Below are 14,259 nucleotides of genomic sequence, written 5' to 3' on the forward strand. Positions count from 1 at the left end.
GATGGCCGAATCCCAACCTTTATCGTCTGCCCCTGAGGGGGCAGAATATCTCCGGGCGGTGCTGCGTGCGCCGGTCTATGAAGCGGTGCAGGTTACCCCGCTGCAAAAAATGGACAAGCTCTCTTCGCGGCTGGATAACGTCATTCTGGTGAAGCGTGAAGACCGTCAACCGGTACACAGCTTCAAACTGCGCGGTGCCTACGCGATGATGGCCGGGTTGACCGACGAGCAAAAAGCGCGTGGTGTGATCACGGCGTCCGCAGGCAACCATGCCCAGGGCGTGGCGTTCTCTGCTGCGCGACTGGGGCTGAAAGCCCTGATCGTCATGCCAGTAGCAACGGCAGATATTAAAGTCGATGCGGTGCGCGGATTTGGCGGCGAAGTGCTGCTCCACGGTGCCAATTTTGACGAAGCGAAAGCCAAAGCCATCGATCTGGCGCAGCAGCAGGGCTTTACCTGGGTGCCGCCCTTCGATCATCCGATGGTGATTGCTGGCCAGGGCACGCTGGCGCTGGAGCTGCTGCAGCAGGATGCCCATCTCGATCGGGTGTTTGTCCCGGTCGGTGGTGGCGGGCTGGCGGCAGGGGTCGCAGTGCTGATCAAACAGCTGATGCCGCAGATCAAAGTCATTGCCGTGGAAGCGGAAGACTCTGCCTGCCTGAAGGCGGCGCTGGATGCCGGTCATCCGGTGGATCTCCCGTGCGTCGGGCTGTTTGCCGAAGGCGTGGCGGTGAAACGCATCGGGGATGAAACCTTCCGCGTCTGCCAGGAGTATCTCGACGACATCATCACCGTTGATAGCGACGCTATCTGCGCGGCGATGAAGGACCTCTTCGAGGATGTGCGCGCGGTGGCAGAGCCATCCGGTGCGTTGGCGCTGGCGGGGATGAAGAAATACATCGCGCAGCACAACATTCGCGGCGAGCGTCTGGCCCACGTGCTCTCTGGCGCGAACGTTAATTTCCACGGTCTGCGCTACGTTTCCGAGCGTTGCGAGCTGGGGGAGCAGCGTGAAGCGTTGCTGGCGGTGACCATCCCGGAAGAGAAGGGCAGCTTCCTGAAGTTCTGCCAGCTGTTGGGTGGTCGTTCGGTGACGGAGTTCAACTACCGCTTTGCCGATGCCAAAGACGCCTGCATTTTTGTCGGGGTGCGCTTAAGCCGCGGTCTGGACGAGCGAAAGGAGATCCTCTCCTTGCTGCATGAAGGCGGTTACAGCGTAGTAGATCTCTCTGATGACGAGATGGCGAAGCTGCACGTTCGCTACATGGTAGGCGGGCGTCCGTCGAAACCGTTACAGGAGCGTTTGTTCAGCTTCGAGTTCCCGGAATCACCGGGTGCATTGCTGAAGTTTTTGCATACGCTGGGCACGCACTGGAACATCTCCCTGTTCCATTACCGCAGCCACGGCACCGATTATGGCCGCGTGCTGGCGGCGTTCGAACTGGGTGAGCATGAACCGGATTTCGAAACGCGCCTCAACGAACTGGGTTACGACTGCCATGACGAGACCCATAACCCGGCGTTCAGGTTCTTCCTGGCAGGGTAAACGGCTCGTAGCCGGATAAGGCTCCGGCTAGTGGTTGGGCAGAATGTTCCAGAACGCATCAATAAGCGGCTCATGCAGCCGCTTTTTTTGTGCGCACACGCCAAGCTCGAACGGCGTTTTCTCGTCGCTGCGCTCTAAAATCATCACGCGATTGCGCACCGGTTCCGGGCTGTTCTCCAGCACCACTTCCGGCAGCAGCGCCACGCCGCAGCCGAGCGCCACCATCGAGACCATCGCCTCATGCCCGCCCACCGTCGCGTAAATCGAGGGATTACTGATTTTCTGCCGACGAAACCACAGCTCGATGCGGCGGCGTACCGGTCCCTGGTCGGCCATGATAAAGGGCACCGTTGACCAGTCTGGTTTTTCCACCGAGACCTGATTGCGCACCGGACAAGGCAGCGCCGGGGCAATAAGCACCACCGCCAGATTTTCCAGCATCGAAAACGCCACTGCGCCCGGCAGGGTTTCCGGTTTCCCGGCAATGGCCAAATCCGCTTCGCCTGTGACCACTTTTTCCATCGCGTCGGCGGCATCACCGGTGGTGAGTTTGATCTCTACCGACGGATGTTCGGCGCGGAAGCGATCGAGAATAGGCGGCAGGTGGCTGTAGGCGGCGGTAACGGAACAAAAAATATGAAGTTCACCGGAAAGCGATGGCCCTTGCTGGTCGATGGTGTGGCGCAACTGCTGATACTGCAACAAGGTTTGCTGGGCGAACGTGCGCAGCTCTTCTCCGGCTTCGGTAAGCGTCACCGTGCGGTTGTCGCGCACAAACAGCGGCTGGCCAAGATCCTCTTCCAGGCGCTGGATCTGGCGGGAAAGCGTGGAGGGACTGACGTGCATGGCGCGTGCGCTGCGGCCAAAGTGACGGCTTTCCGCCAGATGCAGGAACAATTTCAGATCGCGTAAATCCACTGATTCCACTCCCCGTTTTTACATTGCAGAAATTGCAACATGACGTTGTGAATATATCAATTTCCGCAATAAATTTCCTGTTGTAATGTGGGTACATTCTCGCTGAAAAGCGAACCGAACAATAAGACACACAACATCACGAGGTATCACCCATGGCTAACTACTTTAATACACTGAACTTGCGCCAGCAGTTGGCGCAGTTGGGCAAATGCCGCTTCATGGCGCGCGATGAATTTGCTGATGGCGCGAGCTACCTTCAGGGTAAAAAAGTGGTCATCGTCGGCTGTGGCGCACAGGGTCTGAACCAGGGCCTGAACATGCGTGACTCCGGTCTGGATATCTCCTACGCCCTGCGTAAAGAAGCCATTGCTGAGAAGCGCGCTTCATGGCGTAAAGCGACCGAAAACGGCTTCAAAGTAGGCACCTACGAAGAGCTGATCCCGCAGGCGGATCTGGTGGTTAACCTGACGCCAGACAAACAGCACTCTGACGTTGTACGTTCCGTACAGCCGCTGATGAAAGACGGCGCAGCGCTGGGCTACTCCCACGGCTTCAATATCGTTGAAGTGGGCGAGCAGATCCGTAAAGACATCACCGTGGTCATGGTAGCGCCTAAGTGCCCAGGTACTGAAGTGCGTGAAGAGTACAAACGTGGTTTCGGTGTACCAACGCTGATCGCGGTTCACCCGGAAAACGATCCGAAAGGCGAAGGCATGGCGATTGCCAAAGCATGGGCAGCGGCTACCGGTGGCCACCGTGCGGGCGTTCTGGAATCTTCTTTCGTTGCGGAAGTAAAATCTGACCTGATGGGCGAGCAGACCATTCTGTGCGGTATGTTGCAGGCCGGCTCTCTGCTGTGCTTCGACAAGCTGGTAGAAGAAGGCACCGACCCGGCATACGCTGAGAAACTGATTCAGTTCGGCTGGGAAACCATCACCGAAGCGCTGAAGCAGGGCGGTATCACCCTGATGATGGATCGCCTCTCTAACCCGGCAAAACTGCGTGCGTTCGCGCTGTCTGAGCAGCTGAAAACCATCATGGCACCGCTGTTCCAGAAACACATGGACGACATCATCTCCGGTGAGTTCTCTTCCGGCATGATGGCTGACTGGGCGAACGACGACAAAAACCTGCTGACCTGGCGTGAAGAGACTGGCAAAACCGCGTTCGAAACCGCTGCGCAGTTCGACGGCAAAATCAGCGAGCAGGAGTACTTCGATAAAGGCGTTCTGATGATTGCGATGGTGAAAGCAGGCGTTGAGCTGGCCTTCGAAACCATGGTTGATTCCGGCATCATCGAAGAGTCTGCTTACTACGAATCACTGCACGAGCTGCCGCTGATCGCGAACACCATTGCCCGTAAGCGTTTGTACGAAATGAACGTGGTGATTTCGGATACCGCGGAGTACGGTAACTACCTGTTCTCTTACGCATGCGTACCGCTGCTGAAAGAGTTCATGACCACGCTGCAGACCGGCGACCTGGGCAAAGCGATTACCGAAGGCGCGGTAGATAACGCCCAACTGCGTGACGTGAATGAAGCGATTCGCAGCCACGAAATCGAGAAAGTAGGCCAGAAGCTGCGTGGCTACATGACCGACATGAAACGCATCGCGGTAGCAGGCTAAAAGCGCATGTCGGGTGGCATTTTGCTTACCCGGCCTGCAAAAAAGTCACAGTCCGGGTAAGGCGTAGCTGCCACCCGAAAAAAAGCCCGGAGTTCAAACTCCGGGCTTTTTATTAGTTACGGTACAGCACTTTAATGATGTGGTAACCGAACTGGGTGTGCAGCGGGCCGGTTGGCTCCAGCACCGGGCAAGAGAACACCACTTTATCGAACGCCGGAACCATCTGGCCCTGACGGAATTCACCTAAGTGGCCGCCTTTTTTACCTGATGGGCAGGTGGAGTGCTTTTTCGCCAGCTTCTCGAAGTCGCCGCCGTTCTTGATCTGCTCCAGAAGCTCCAGAGCCAGTTTCTCTTCTTTTACCAGGATGTGCATTGCTGCCGCTGTTTTAGCCATGATCGTGCCTTGAAGGGTTGAGTTAAATCGGGGCGCAATATACCACGCGTTAGCTGCGGTACAGCACCTTAATGATATGGTAGCCAAATTTGGTTTTCACCGGGCCGTAAGGCTTGAGTAGCGGGCAACTGAAGACCGCCTGATCGAAGGGGCCGACCATCGCACCCTGCTTAAACTCACCTAAATCGCCACCGTTACGCCCGGACGGGCATTTTGAATAGCGTTTTGCCAGGTGATCAAAGCTAATGCCGCGCGCCAGTTTGGCGAGGATCTCCTGCGCCAGTTTTTCTTCTTTTACCAGAATGTGCAGGGCCGCTGCGCTCTTTTTCATGGTTCTGCTCTCGGGGTTGATCGCGTTTTCTTCACTTTATCATTCGCCGGTAAATCTGCGCCCGGCTTTCTGCTACAATCCCCACCCCGTTCGAAGATTGAGCAATATTCCCATGCGTTTAAACCCTGGACAACAACAAGCGGTCGAATTCGTTACTGGACCATGCCTGGTGCTGGCAGGGGCGGGTTCCGGTAAAACCCGCGTCATCACGAACAAGATCGCCCACCTGATCCGCGGCTGCGGCTATCAGGCACGCCATATCGCGGCGGTGACCTTTACCAACAAAGCGGCGCGCGAGATGAAAGAGCGTGTCGGGCAGACGTTGGGGCGTAAAGAGGCGCGCGGCCTGATGATCTCCACCTTCCATACCCTGGGGCTGGATATCATTAAGCGCGAATATGCGGCGTTGGGCATGAAGTCGAACTTTTCCCTTTTCGACGATACCGACCAGGTGGCGTTGCTGAAAGAGCTTACCGAAGGGCTAATCGAAGACGACAAAACGGTGCTGCAGCAGTTGATCTCTACGATCTCCAACTGGAAAAACGATCTGATGAACCCCGAACAGGCCGCGGCAAGTGCCAAAGGCGAGCGGGATCGGATCTTCGCCCACTGCTATAGCCTGTATAACGATCATCTGAAAGCCTGTAACGTGCTCGATTTCGACGATCTGATCCTGCTGCCTACGCTGCTGCTGCAGCGCAATGAAGAGGTGCGCGAACGCTGGCAGAACAAGATCCGCTATCTGCTGGTGGATGAGTATCAGGACACCAACACCAGCCAGTACGAGCTGGTGAAGTTGCTGGTCGGGCAGCGCGCGCGTTTTACCGTGGTAGGCGATGACGATCAGTCGATCTACTCCTGGCGCGGTGCCCGTCCGCAAAACCTGGTCCTGCTGAGCAAAGATTTCCCGGCACTACAGGTGATCAAGCTGGAGCAGAACTACCGCTCATCCGGCCGTATTCTGAAGGCGGCAAACATCCTGATCGCCAATAACCCGCACGTCTTTGAAAAACGCCTCTTTTCTGAGTTGGGTTATGGCACTGAACTTAAAGTGCTGAGCGCCAATAACGAAGATCACGAAGCTGAACGCGTGGCGGGTGAGCTGATTGCTCATCACTTTGTGAATAAGACCAACTATAAAGATTACGCCATTCTTTATCGCGGGAATCACCAGTCGCGCGTCTTTGAAAAGATGCTGATGCAAAACCGCATTCCGTACAAAATCTCCGGCGGTACCTCGTTCTTCTCGCGCCCAGAGATCAAAGATCTGCTCGCCTACCTCCGCGTGCTGACTAACCCGGATGACGACAGCGCGTTTCTGCGCATCGTGAATACGCCGAAGCGGGAGATAGGCCCGGCAACGCTGCAAAAACTGGGCGAGTGGGCGATGACCCGTAATAAGAGCCTGCTGACTGCCAGTTTCGATATGGGTCTGAGCCATACCTTAACCGGGCGTGGCTATGAATCACTGACCCGCTTTACCCATTGGCTGCGCGAGATCCAGCAGTTGAGCGAGCGAGAGCCGATCGCAGCGGTGCGCGATCTGATCCGCGGCATCGACTATGAATCCTGGCTGTATGAAACCTCCGCCAGCCCGAAAGCGGCAGAGATGCGGATGAAGAACGTCAACCAGCTTTTTAGCTGGATGACCGAGATGCTGGAAGGGTCCGACATCGACGAGCCAATGACCCTGACCCAGGTCGTCACCCGTTTTACCCTGCGTGACATGATGGAGCGCGGCGAAAGCGAAGAGGAAGCGGATCAGGTGCAGCTGATGACCCTGCATGCCTCGAAAGGGCTGGAGTTCCCCTATGTCTATCTGGTGGGCATGGAAGAGGGCATTCTGCCGCATCAGAGCAGTATCGATGAAGATAACGTCGACGAAGAGCGCCGTCTGGCGTATGTGGGCATTACGCGAGCGCAAAAAGAGCTGACCTTTACGCTGTGTAAAGAGCGCCGTCAGTACGGGGAACTGGTGCGCCCGGAGCCGAGCCGCTTCCTGCTGGAATTACCTCAGGATGATGTGCTTTGGGAGCAAGAACGCAAAGTGATTACTGCTGAAGAGCGGATGCATAAAGGCCAAGCCAGTATCGCCAATATTCGCGCGATGATGGAGAAAGCAAAAAATCGTTAGTTAACAGGCCCGGTAAGCGTAGCGCTGCCGGGCATGTCATCAGGGTTATTGCGCGTCAAGTATCCAGTGCACATAGCTTTGCCACTGGCACTCCTGCACCAGCATTTCTGCCCCCAGCGGATGATTATCCAGCCACTTTTCCGGCAGGTTCAACGTCAGCTTTTCGCCTTCCGCCGTCAGGGTGATGGCGGGCAGCAAGTCGTCACGCCGACGGCTGGCAAAGAGGATCGCCAGACGCAGCAGGCGGCAGAGATGTTCCGCGACGCGCGGTGGTACCGCATTTTGCTGGTGGAGCGAAGAGAGATCGACGGGATTGGTCTGGTTCAACAGCAGCGTGGCTAACAGTTTTTTCTGCGCCGGAGTATAGCCGGGCAGATCGAGATTGCGTACCAGGTAGGCGGCGTGCAGCGGCGCCTGTTTGAAATCAACGCTCAGGCCGATTTCGTGCAACTGGCATGCGCTAACCAGCAGTTCGCGGCTGACCGGCTCCAGATGCCACTCGTTATCGACCTGATCGAGGAAACTGACCGCCAGGTTCGCAACCCGATGCGCCTGTTCGATATCCACCATAAACCGGCGCTGAATATTGCGCAGCGTATGGTTACAAATATTCTGATCGACGGCCAAATGCAGCATGCCGTAGACCAGCCCTTCCCTTAACGCACCGCCCGCAAGGGTCATGCATTGAATATTCAGTTCGGTGAAGATGGCAATCAGGATCGCCAGCCCGCTGGGGAAAACCAGGGCGCGCTCAAGAGTCAGCCCTTCAATTTCCAGCTCTTCAAGACGGCCACAGTGGATTGCGCGCTGCTTTAACTGCTGCAGTTTCGCCAGCGTGATGCGCTCATCCATCCCCTGCGCCATCATGATTTCCTGTAGCGCCTGGACGGTACCGGACGCGCCAACGCAGACCTTCCAGCCGTGATAACGCAGCTCATCCGCCACCGGGCGCAGCACCTCGCGGGCAGCTTTTTCTGCCTCATCGAAGTTCTCTTGCGCCAGGTTGCGATCGCTAAAGTAGCGCTCAAGCCAGGTGACACAGCCCATTGATAAACTGTTCAGAGAGGTGGCCTGGGCACCGATACCTGTGACCAGTTCGGTGCTTGCGCCGCCGATATCCACCACCAGACGACGTTCGTCCCCGCCCGTGGTGTGCGCCACGCCCTGATAAATCAGGCGGGCTTCTTCTTCGCCGCTGATCACCTGCACCGGGCAGCCGAGGATCGCCTGCGCGGCGGCAATAAACTCACCGGCATTCACTGCCAGACGCAGGGTTGCGGTAGCAACGACACGGATTTGCTGAGGAGGAATGTCCTGCAGACGTTCGGCAAAGAGACGCAGGCATTGCCAGCCGCGCTCCATGGCTTCAGGAGAGAGATGATTATCCGCACTCAGGCCCGCCGCGAGACGGACCTTGCGCTTAATACGCGTTAGCGTCTGTATACTTCCCGCCACCTCGCGTACAACCAGCATATGAAAACTATTCGAACCTAAATCAATAGCTGCATAGAGCGAGGTGGACCGGAGCATAGTTTTTAGCCTGAACGACGACGGTTACGCGGTGCGCTGTTACGGCGCGGGCCATTGCCGGAACGGGCGCGCGTCAGGCGCTTCGCTGGCGGCAGTTCGCTTAATAGCGCTTCCGGGTTGTATTTACTCTGCGGAATCGAGTGACCGATATAGGTCTCAATCGCTGGCAGGTTCAGAGCGTACTCTTCACAGGCGAGGCTGATAGAGTGACCGCTGGCGCCCGCACGACCGGTACGACCGATACGGTGAACGTAATCTTCGCAATCATCCGGCAGGTCGTAGTTAAAGACATGGGTCACTGCCGGGATGTGCAGGCCGCGTGCAGCCACGTCCGTCGCCACCAGAATATCCAGGTCGCCACGGGTAAATTCTTCAAGGATGCGCAGGCGTTTTTTCTGCGCGACGTCGCCGGTCAACAGACCTACACGATGTCCATCCGCAGCCAGGTGGCCCCAGATATCTTCACAGCGGTGTTTGGTGTTGGCGAACACGATAGCGCGATCTGGCCACTCTTCTTCGATCAGCGTTTGCAGTAAACGCATCTTTTCTTCGTTCGACGGATAGAAGAGTTCTTCTTTAATACGGTGGCCGGTTTTCTGTTCCGGTTCCACTTCGACGTATTCGGCGTTGTTCATCTGTTCGAACGCCAGCTCACGGACGCGATACGACAGCGTTGCCGAGAACAGCATGTTCAGACGCTGGTTAGCGGCAGGCATGCGACGGAACAGCCAGCGGATATCTTTAATAAAGCCGAGATCGTACATGCGATCGGCTTCATCCAGCACCACAACCTGGATAGCGCTGAGGTTGATGTGGTTCTGTTTAGCGTAATCAATCAGACGGCCGGTGGTGCCGATCAGAATATCGACGCCGCTTTCCAGCACTTTCAGCTGTTTGTCATAACCGTCACCGCCGTAGGCCAGGCCGAGTTTCAGGCCGGTGGACTGTGCCAGTGGCTCTGCGTCAGCGTGGATCTGTACCGCCAGTTCTCGCGTCGGGGCCATAATCAGCGCGCGCGGCTGGTTAACTTTGCGGTCAGCAATTGCCGGGTGAGAAAGTAAATAATGAAACGTTGACGTTAAAAACGCCATCGTTTTGCCAGTACCGGTTTGCGCCTGCCCTGCAACATCGCGACCTGCCAGCGTTAGCGGGAGGGCGAGAGCCTGAATAGGCGTGCAGTTATGAAACCCTTTATTTTCAAGGGCTTCGATGACTTTTGGGTGCAGGGCGAAGTCGGAAAACTTCTGTTCTGTTAAATGTGTTTTGCTCATAGTGTGGTAGAATATCAGCTTACTATTGCTTTACGAAAGCGTATCCGGTGAAATAAAGTCAACCTTTAGTTGGTTAATGCTACATCAACAGGTCGTTGATGGAAGCGAGATCAACGCGCCAGGCTTATTCCTGTGGAGTTATATATGAGCGATAAAATTATTCACCTGACTGACGACAGTTTTGACACGGACGTACTAAAAGCTGACGGGCTGATCCTCGTCGATTTCTGGGCTGAATGGTGCGGTCCTTGCAAAATGATCGCCCCGATTCTGGATGAGATCGCTGACGAATATCAGGGCAAACTGACCGTTGCTAAACTGAACATCGACCAGAACCCGGGCACCGCGCCGAAATACGGCATCCGCGGCATCCCAACTCTGCTGCTGTTCAAAAACGGTGAAGTTGCGGCGACCAAAGTGGGCGCACTGTCCAAAGGTCAGCTGAAAGAGTTCCTGGACGCCAACCTGGCGTAAGGTTCTCGTCTGAGCGTCCAGAGTTTCTAAATTGTTTGGATCTCTGGACGCCCGGCTTGAGTCATGCTAAGTTACCTATGACTTCGTTTTAAACATACCTTGTTGTTTGAATCTTGTTTTACCCGATACTTCCCGTTGTTTCCTTTAAACAGTGCGTGAAGTGGATAGATTCCGGGCTTGTCACTCAATCCGTCTTGTCGTTTCAGTTCTGTGCTTTCCCTGTGACCAGACAGCGAACAGACATGAGTCGATGGCCGCTAACAGGCATGGATGACCCTGCCATACCATTCACAAATTAAGTTCGAGTATCACCCCGAGTTTAAGAACCCACACCATTATGAATCTTACCGAATTAAAGAATACGCCGGTTTCTGAGCTGATCACTCTCGGCGAAAATATGGGACTGGAAAACCAGGCTCGTATGCGCAAGCAGGACATCATTTTTGCCATCCTGAAGCAGCACGCAAAGAGTGGCGAAGATATCTTTGGCGACGGTGTGCTGGAGATATTGCAGGACGGATTTGGTTTCCTCCGCTCTGCAGACAGCTCCTACCTCGCCGGTCCTGATGATATCTACGTTTCCCCCAGCCAAATCCGCCGTTTCAACCTCCGCACTGGTGACACCATTTCAGGTAAGATTCGTCCTCCTAAAGAGGGTGAACGCTACTTTGCGCTGTTGAAAGTTAACGAAGTTAACTACGACAAACCAGAAAACTCGCGCAATAAGATCCTGTTTGAAAACTTAACGCCGCTGCACGCGAACTCGCGTCTGCGCATGGAGCGTGGTAACGGTTCTACCGAAGACTTAACCGCTCGCGTTCTGGATCTGGCGTCTCCGATTGGTCGTGGCCAGCGTGGTCTGATTGTGGCACCGCCAAAAGCGGGTAAAACCATGCTGCTGCAGAATATCGCGCAGAGCATCGCTTACAACCACCCAGACTGTGTGCTGATGGTGCTGCTGATTGACGAACGTCCAGAAGAAGTAACCGAGATGCAGCGTCTGGTGAAAGGTGAAGTTGTGGCTTCTACCTTCGACGAACCAGCATCCCGCCACGTTCAGGTTGCGGAAATGGTTATCGAGAAGGCGAAGCGTCTGGTTGAGCATAAAAAAGACGTTATCATCCTGCTCGACTCTATCACCCGTCTGGCGCGTGCTTACAACACCGTGGTTCCGGCTTCCGGTAAAGTGCTGACCGGTGGTGTGGATGCCAACGCCCTGCACCGTCCGAAGCGTTTCTTCGGTGCTGCGCGTAACGTGGAAGAGGGCGGTAGCCTGACCATCATCGCAACGGCGCTGATCGATACCGGCTCGAAGATGGATGAAGTTATCTACGAAGAGTTTAAAGGTACAGGCAACATGGAACTGCACCTGTCTCGTAAGATTGCAGAAAAACGTGTCTTCCCGGCGATCGACTACAACCGTTCCGGTACCCGTAAAGAAGAGCTGCTCACCACTCAGGAAGAGCTGCAGAAAATGTGGATCCTGCGCAAAATTATCCATCCAATGGGTGAAATCGACGCAATGGAATTCCTCATTAACAAACTGGCGATGACCAAAACTAACGACGATTTCTTCGATATGATGAAGCGCTCGTAAAGTAAATAAACCGCCGAAACGCCACGTTTTTACGTGGCGTTTTTCTTTTCTGACTTATACGCTGTTACAGTGCGCTGTAGAATTATTCTGCGAGAGACGAAAATCGGAATGTTCGTCAAAGCAGAAAATTAATTGTTTGAAAAATAAACAAAGGGACTTGGGCGAGGCCTGCTTTTTCCTTCTGAAGCCGAGCCTTCAAGGTTATACTTCCGGGATTAACATTTGTTGAGAGTATCCATAGTGAATCTACTCACCGCGGTGACTGAGCTAATCAGTATTTTTCTTTTCACCACCTGCTTTTTATTTCTCGCCCGTAAGGCGGCAAAAAGAGTCGGTTTGGTGGATAAGCCCAATTATCGTAAACGCCATCAAGGCTTGATTCCGCTGGTTGGCGGAATCTCTGTTTATGCGGGCATCTGCTTCACCTTCAGTATTGCGGATTACTATATCCCGCATGCGGCGCTCTATTTGTCGTGTGCCGGTGTGCTGGTACTGGTGGGGGCGCTGGACGACAGGTTTGATATCAGCGTGAAATTCCGCGCTGCGGTTCAGGCGGCTATCGGCGTCATCATGATGGTTGTCGGCAAACTCTATCTCAGCAGCCTCGGCTACATCTTCGGGACCTGGGAGATGGTGTTAGGGCCGTTCGGCTACTTCCTGACGCTGTTTGCGGTGTGGGCGGCGATTAACGCCTTTAACATGGTGGATGGCATTGACGGTCTGTTGGGTGGTCTCTCCAGCGTGTCGTTTGCCGCGATCGGCATCATCCTGTGGTTCGACGGACAATACAGCCTGTCGATGTGGTGTTTTGCGATGATTGCCGCCATTCTGCCTTATATCTGCCTGAACCTGGGCGTGCTAGGGCGTCGCTATAAAGTCTTTATGGGCGATGCCGGGAGTACGCTGATTGGTTTTACCGTCATCTGGATCCTGCTGGAAACTACCCAGGGGAACACCCACCCGATCAGCCCGGTGACGGCGCTGTGGATTATTGCCATTCCGCTGATGGATATGGTGGCGATCATGTACCGTCGCCTGCGTAAAGGGATGAGTCCGTTCTCGCCAGACCGTCAACATATTCACCATCTCATTATGCGCGCCGGCTTCACCTCACGTCAGGCCTTTGTCTTAATTACGCTGGCCGCTGCGCTGTTGGCAGGTATTGGTGTCGCCGCAGAGTATGCTCATTTCATTCCTGAATGGGTAATGTTGGTATTATTCTTGCTAGCATTTTTCCTGTACGGCTATTGTATTAAGCGCGCATGGAAAGTGGCGCGATTTATTAAACGCGTGAAACGCCGTATGCGTCGAAATAATGGCAATAACCCAACTTTAACCAAGTAAATCGGGACTGTAATGACTCAACCGTTGGCGGGAGCAAAATCAGTGGTAACTGAGAATGAGCTGGATGTTCGTGGCTTGTTCCGCGTGTTATGGGCGGGCAAGTTTTGGATTGCAGGAATTGCGCTGGGCTTTGCACTTATCGCCCTGGCTTATACTTTTTTCGCCAGACAAGAGTGGAGCGCGACGGCGATTACTGACCGTCCGACGGTGAACATGCTGGGAGGGTTCTACTCCCAGCAACAGTTTTTGCGTAACCTGGATGTGAAAGCGAATCCCGCCTCCGCCGACCAGCCGTCAGTGATGGACGAATCGTACAAAGAGTTCATCATGCAGCTGGCTTCCTGGGATACACGTCGTGATTTCTGGAACCAGACCGACTATTTCAAACAGCGTATGGTGGGTAACAGCAAGGCGGATGCCGCCCTGCTGGATGAGCTGATCAACAATATCCAGTTTATGGCGGGCGATCCGCTGCGCAACATCAACGACAGCGTCAAACTGATCGCGGAAACCGCGCCGGATGCTAATAACCTGCTGCGCCAGTACGTTGCTTTCGCCAGCCAGCGTGCGGCAAGTCATCTGAATGATGAGCTGAAAGGGGCCTGGGCGGCGCGTACCGTACAGATGAAAGCGCAGGTCAAACGTCAGGAAGAGGTCGCGAAAGCGATCTTCAACCGCCGGGTTCATAATATTGAACAGGCGCTGAAGATTGCGGAGAAGAGCAACATCTCCCGCAGCGAAACTGACGTACCCGCAGACGAACTGCCGGACTCTGAAATGTTCCTGCTGGGTCGCCCGATGCTGCAGGCACGTCTGGAAAACCTGCAAGCCGTGGGGCCAGATGTAGACCTCGACTACGACCAAAACCGCGCCATGCTAACAACCCTCAACGTCGGTCCGACACTGGATCCACGTTTTCAGACCTATCGTTATTTGCGAACTCCTGAAGAACCTGTAAAACGCGATAGTCCACGTCGCGCATTCCTGATGATTATGTGGGGGATTGTGGGTGCTTTGATTGGCGCTGGCGTGGCATTAACCCGTCGTCGCAAAAATTAAGAACGCCATCTACGATGAAGGCCTGTGGCCTTC

12 protein-coding genes are annotated in these 14,259 nt (G+C 54.9%); 7 read left to right on the forward strand and 5 right to left on the reverse strand.

Annotated elements, in window-relative coordinates; all coding sequences use genetic code 11:
- The first annotated feature begins 1 nt into the window (after nucleotide 1).
- Nucleotides 2-1,546, forward strand: a complete 1,545-nt coding sequence (gene ilvA, locus C3F35_RS12580; RefSeq protein ID WP_103793469.1) for a threonine ammonia-lyase, biosynthetic — start codon at nucleotides 2-4, stop codon at nucleotides 1,544-1,546.
- Between the two features lie 27 nt (nucleotides 1,547-1,573).
- On the opposite strand, the gene ilvY is transcribed toward ilvA, so the two are convergent.
- The gene (gene ilvY / locus C3F35_RS12585; protein ID WP_032615197.1) at nucleotides 1,574-2,464 is read right to left on the reverse strand and encodes an HTH-type transcriptional activator IlvY; all 891 of its coding nucleotides are present in this window, start codon (nucleotides 2,462-2,464) and stop codon (nucleotides 1,574-1,576) included.
- A 152-nt stretch (nucleotides 2,465-2,616) separates the two neighbouring features.
- Here ilvY and ilvC point away from each other — a divergent pair, with 152 nt between their 5' ends.
- The gene (ilvC, locus tag C3F35_RS12590; protein WP_032615195.1) at nucleotides 2,617-4,092 is read left to right on the forward strand and encodes a ketol-acid reductoisomerase; all 1,476 of its coding nucleotides are present in this window, start codon (nucleotides 2,617-2,619) and stop codon (nucleotides 4,090-4,092) included.
- A gap of 112 nt (nucleotides 4,093-4,204) precedes the next feature.
- On the opposite strand, the gene ppiC (C3F35_RS12595) is transcribed toward ilvC, so the two are convergent.
- Together ppiC (C3F35_RS12595) and ppiC (C3F35_RS12600) are read right to left on the reverse strand one after the other, a co-directional pair.
- Nucleotides 4,205-4,486 (reverse strand): peptidylprolyl isomerase PpiC, encoded by a 282-nt coding sequence (gene ppiC / locus C3F35_RS12595; protein ID WP_032615193.1) that lies wholly within the window; start codon nucleotides 4,484-4,486, stop codon nucleotides 4,205-4,207.
- 49 nt (nucleotides 4,487-4,535) lie between these two features.
- Complete coding sequence (gene ppiC, locus C3F35_RS12600; RefSeq protein WP_032615191.1) at nucleotides 4,536-4,817, reverse strand: peptidylprolyl isomerase PpiC; 282 nt, start codon at nucleotides 4,815-4,817, stop codon at nucleotides 4,536-4,538.
- A gap of 112 nt (nucleotides 4,818-4,929) precedes the next feature.
- Here ppiC (C3F35_RS12600) and rep point away from each other — a divergent pair, with 112 nt between their 5' ends.
- The gene (rep, locus tag C3F35_RS12605) at nucleotides 4,930-6,951 is read left to right on the forward strand and encodes a DNA helicase Rep (RefSeq protein ID WP_077227600.1); all 2,022 of its coding nucleotides are present in this window, start codon (nucleotides 4,930-4,932) and stop codon (nucleotides 6,949-6,951) included.
- Nucleotides 6,952-6,996: 45 nt separating this feature from the next.
- On the opposite strand, the gene gppA is transcribed toward rep, so the two are convergent.
- On the reverse strand, nucleotides 6,997-8,481 hold the full coding sequence (gene gppA, locus C3F35_RS12610) for a guanosine-5'-triphosphate,3'-diphosphate diphosphatase (protein WP_103793448.1): 1,485 nt from the start codon (nucleotides 8,479-8,481) through the stop codon (nucleotides 6,997-6,999).
- A gap of 5 nt (nucleotides 8,482-8,486) precedes the next feature.
- Nucleotides 8,487-9,752 (reverse strand): ATP-dependent RNA helicase RhlB, encoded by a 1,266-nt coding sequence (gene rhlB / locus C3F35_RS12615; protein ID WP_032615184.1) that lies wholly within the window; start codon nucleotides 9,750-9,752, stop codon nucleotides 8,487-8,489.
- 144 nt (nucleotides 9,753-9,896) lie between these two features.
- On the opposite strand from rhlB, the gene trxA reads away from it, so the two are divergent.
- From trxA to wzzE, 4 genes are all read left to right on the forward strand, one after another.
- Nucleotides 9,897-10,226 carry a thioredoxin TrxA gene (gene trxA / locus C3F35_RS12620; protein ID WP_006179218.1) on the forward strand — a complete coding sequence of 110 codons (330 nt, stop codon included), beginning with the start codon at nucleotides 9,897-9,899 and terminating at the stop codon, nucleotides 10,224-10,226.
- A 337-nt stretch (nucleotides 10,227-10,563) separates the two neighbouring features.
- Complete coding sequence (gene rho, locus C3F35_RS12630; RefSeq protein ID WP_001054528.1) at nucleotides 10,564-11,823, forward strand: transcription termination factor Rho; 1,260 nt, start codon at nucleotides 10,564-10,566, stop codon at nucleotides 11,821-11,823.
- A 240-nt stretch (nucleotides 11,824-12,063) separates the two neighbouring features.
- Nucleotides 12,064-13,167 carry a UDP-N-acetylglucosamine--undecaprenyl-phosphate N-acetylglucosaminephosphotransferase gene (gene wecA / locus C3F35_RS12635; RefSeq protein ID WP_032615180.1) on the forward strand — a complete coding sequence of 368 codons (1,104 nt, stop codon included), beginning with the start codon at nucleotides 12,064-12,066 and terminating at the stop codon, nucleotides 13,165-13,167.
- 12 nt (nucleotides 13,168-13,179) lie between these two features.
- Nucleotides 13,180-14,226 (forward strand): ECA polysaccharide chain length modulation protein, encoded by a 1,047-nt coding sequence (gene wzzE, locus C3F35_RS12640; RefSeq protein WP_032615178.1) that lies wholly within the window; start codon nucleotides 13,180-13,182, stop codon nucleotides 14,224-14,226.
- Nucleotides 14,227-14,259: the final 33 nt, after the last annotated feature.

The sequence above is a fragment of the Leclercia sp. LSNIH3 genome (assembly GCF_002935105.1).
Lineage (GTDB): Bacteria > Pseudomonadota > Gammaproteobacteria > Enterobacterales > Enterobacteriaceae > Enterobacter > Enterobacter adecarboxylatus.

What these genes read in the sequence shown, in the direction of transcription:
- ppiC (WP_032615193.1), bottom strand. Translation starts at nt 4,486, where the DNA reads ATGGCTAAAACAGCGGCAGCAATGCACATCCTGGTAAAAGAAGAGAAA.
- ilvA (WP_103793469.1), top strand. Translation starts at nt 2, where the DNA reads ATGGCCGAATCCCAACCTTTATCGTCTGCCCCTGAGGGGGCAGAATAT.
- rho (WP_001054528.1), top strand. Translation starts at nt 10,564, where the DNA reads ATGAATCTTACCGAATTAAAGAATACGCCGGTTTCTGAGCTGATCACT.
- ilvC (WP_032615195.1), top strand. Translation starts at nt 2,617, where the DNA reads ATGGCTAACTACTTTAATACACTGAACTTGCGCCAGCAGTTGGCGCAG.
- trxA (WP_006179218.1), top strand. Translation starts at nt 9,897, where the DNA reads ATGAGCGATAAAATTATTCACCTGACTGACGACAGTTTTGACACGGAC.
- rep (WP_077227600.1), top strand. Translation starts at nt 4,930, where the DNA reads ATGCGTTTAAACCCTGGACAACAACAAGCGGTCGAATTCGTTACTGGA.
- gppA (WP_103793448.1), bottom strand. Translation starts at nt 8,481, where the DNA reads ATGCTCCGGTCCACCTCGCTCTATGCAGCTATTGATTTAGGTTCGAAT.
- rhlB (WP_032615184.1), bottom strand. Translation starts at nt 9,752, where the DNA reads ATGAGCAAAACACATTTAACAGAACAGAAGTTTTCCGACTTCGCCCTG.
- ppiC (WP_032615191.1), bottom strand. Translation starts at nt 4,817, where the DNA reads ATGAAAAAGAGCGCAGCGGCCCTGCACATTCTGGTAAAAGAAGAAAAA.
- wzzE (WP_032615178.1), top strand. Translation starts at nt 13,180, where the DNA reads ATGACTCAACCGTTGGCGGGAGCAAAATCAGTGGTAACTGAGAATGAG.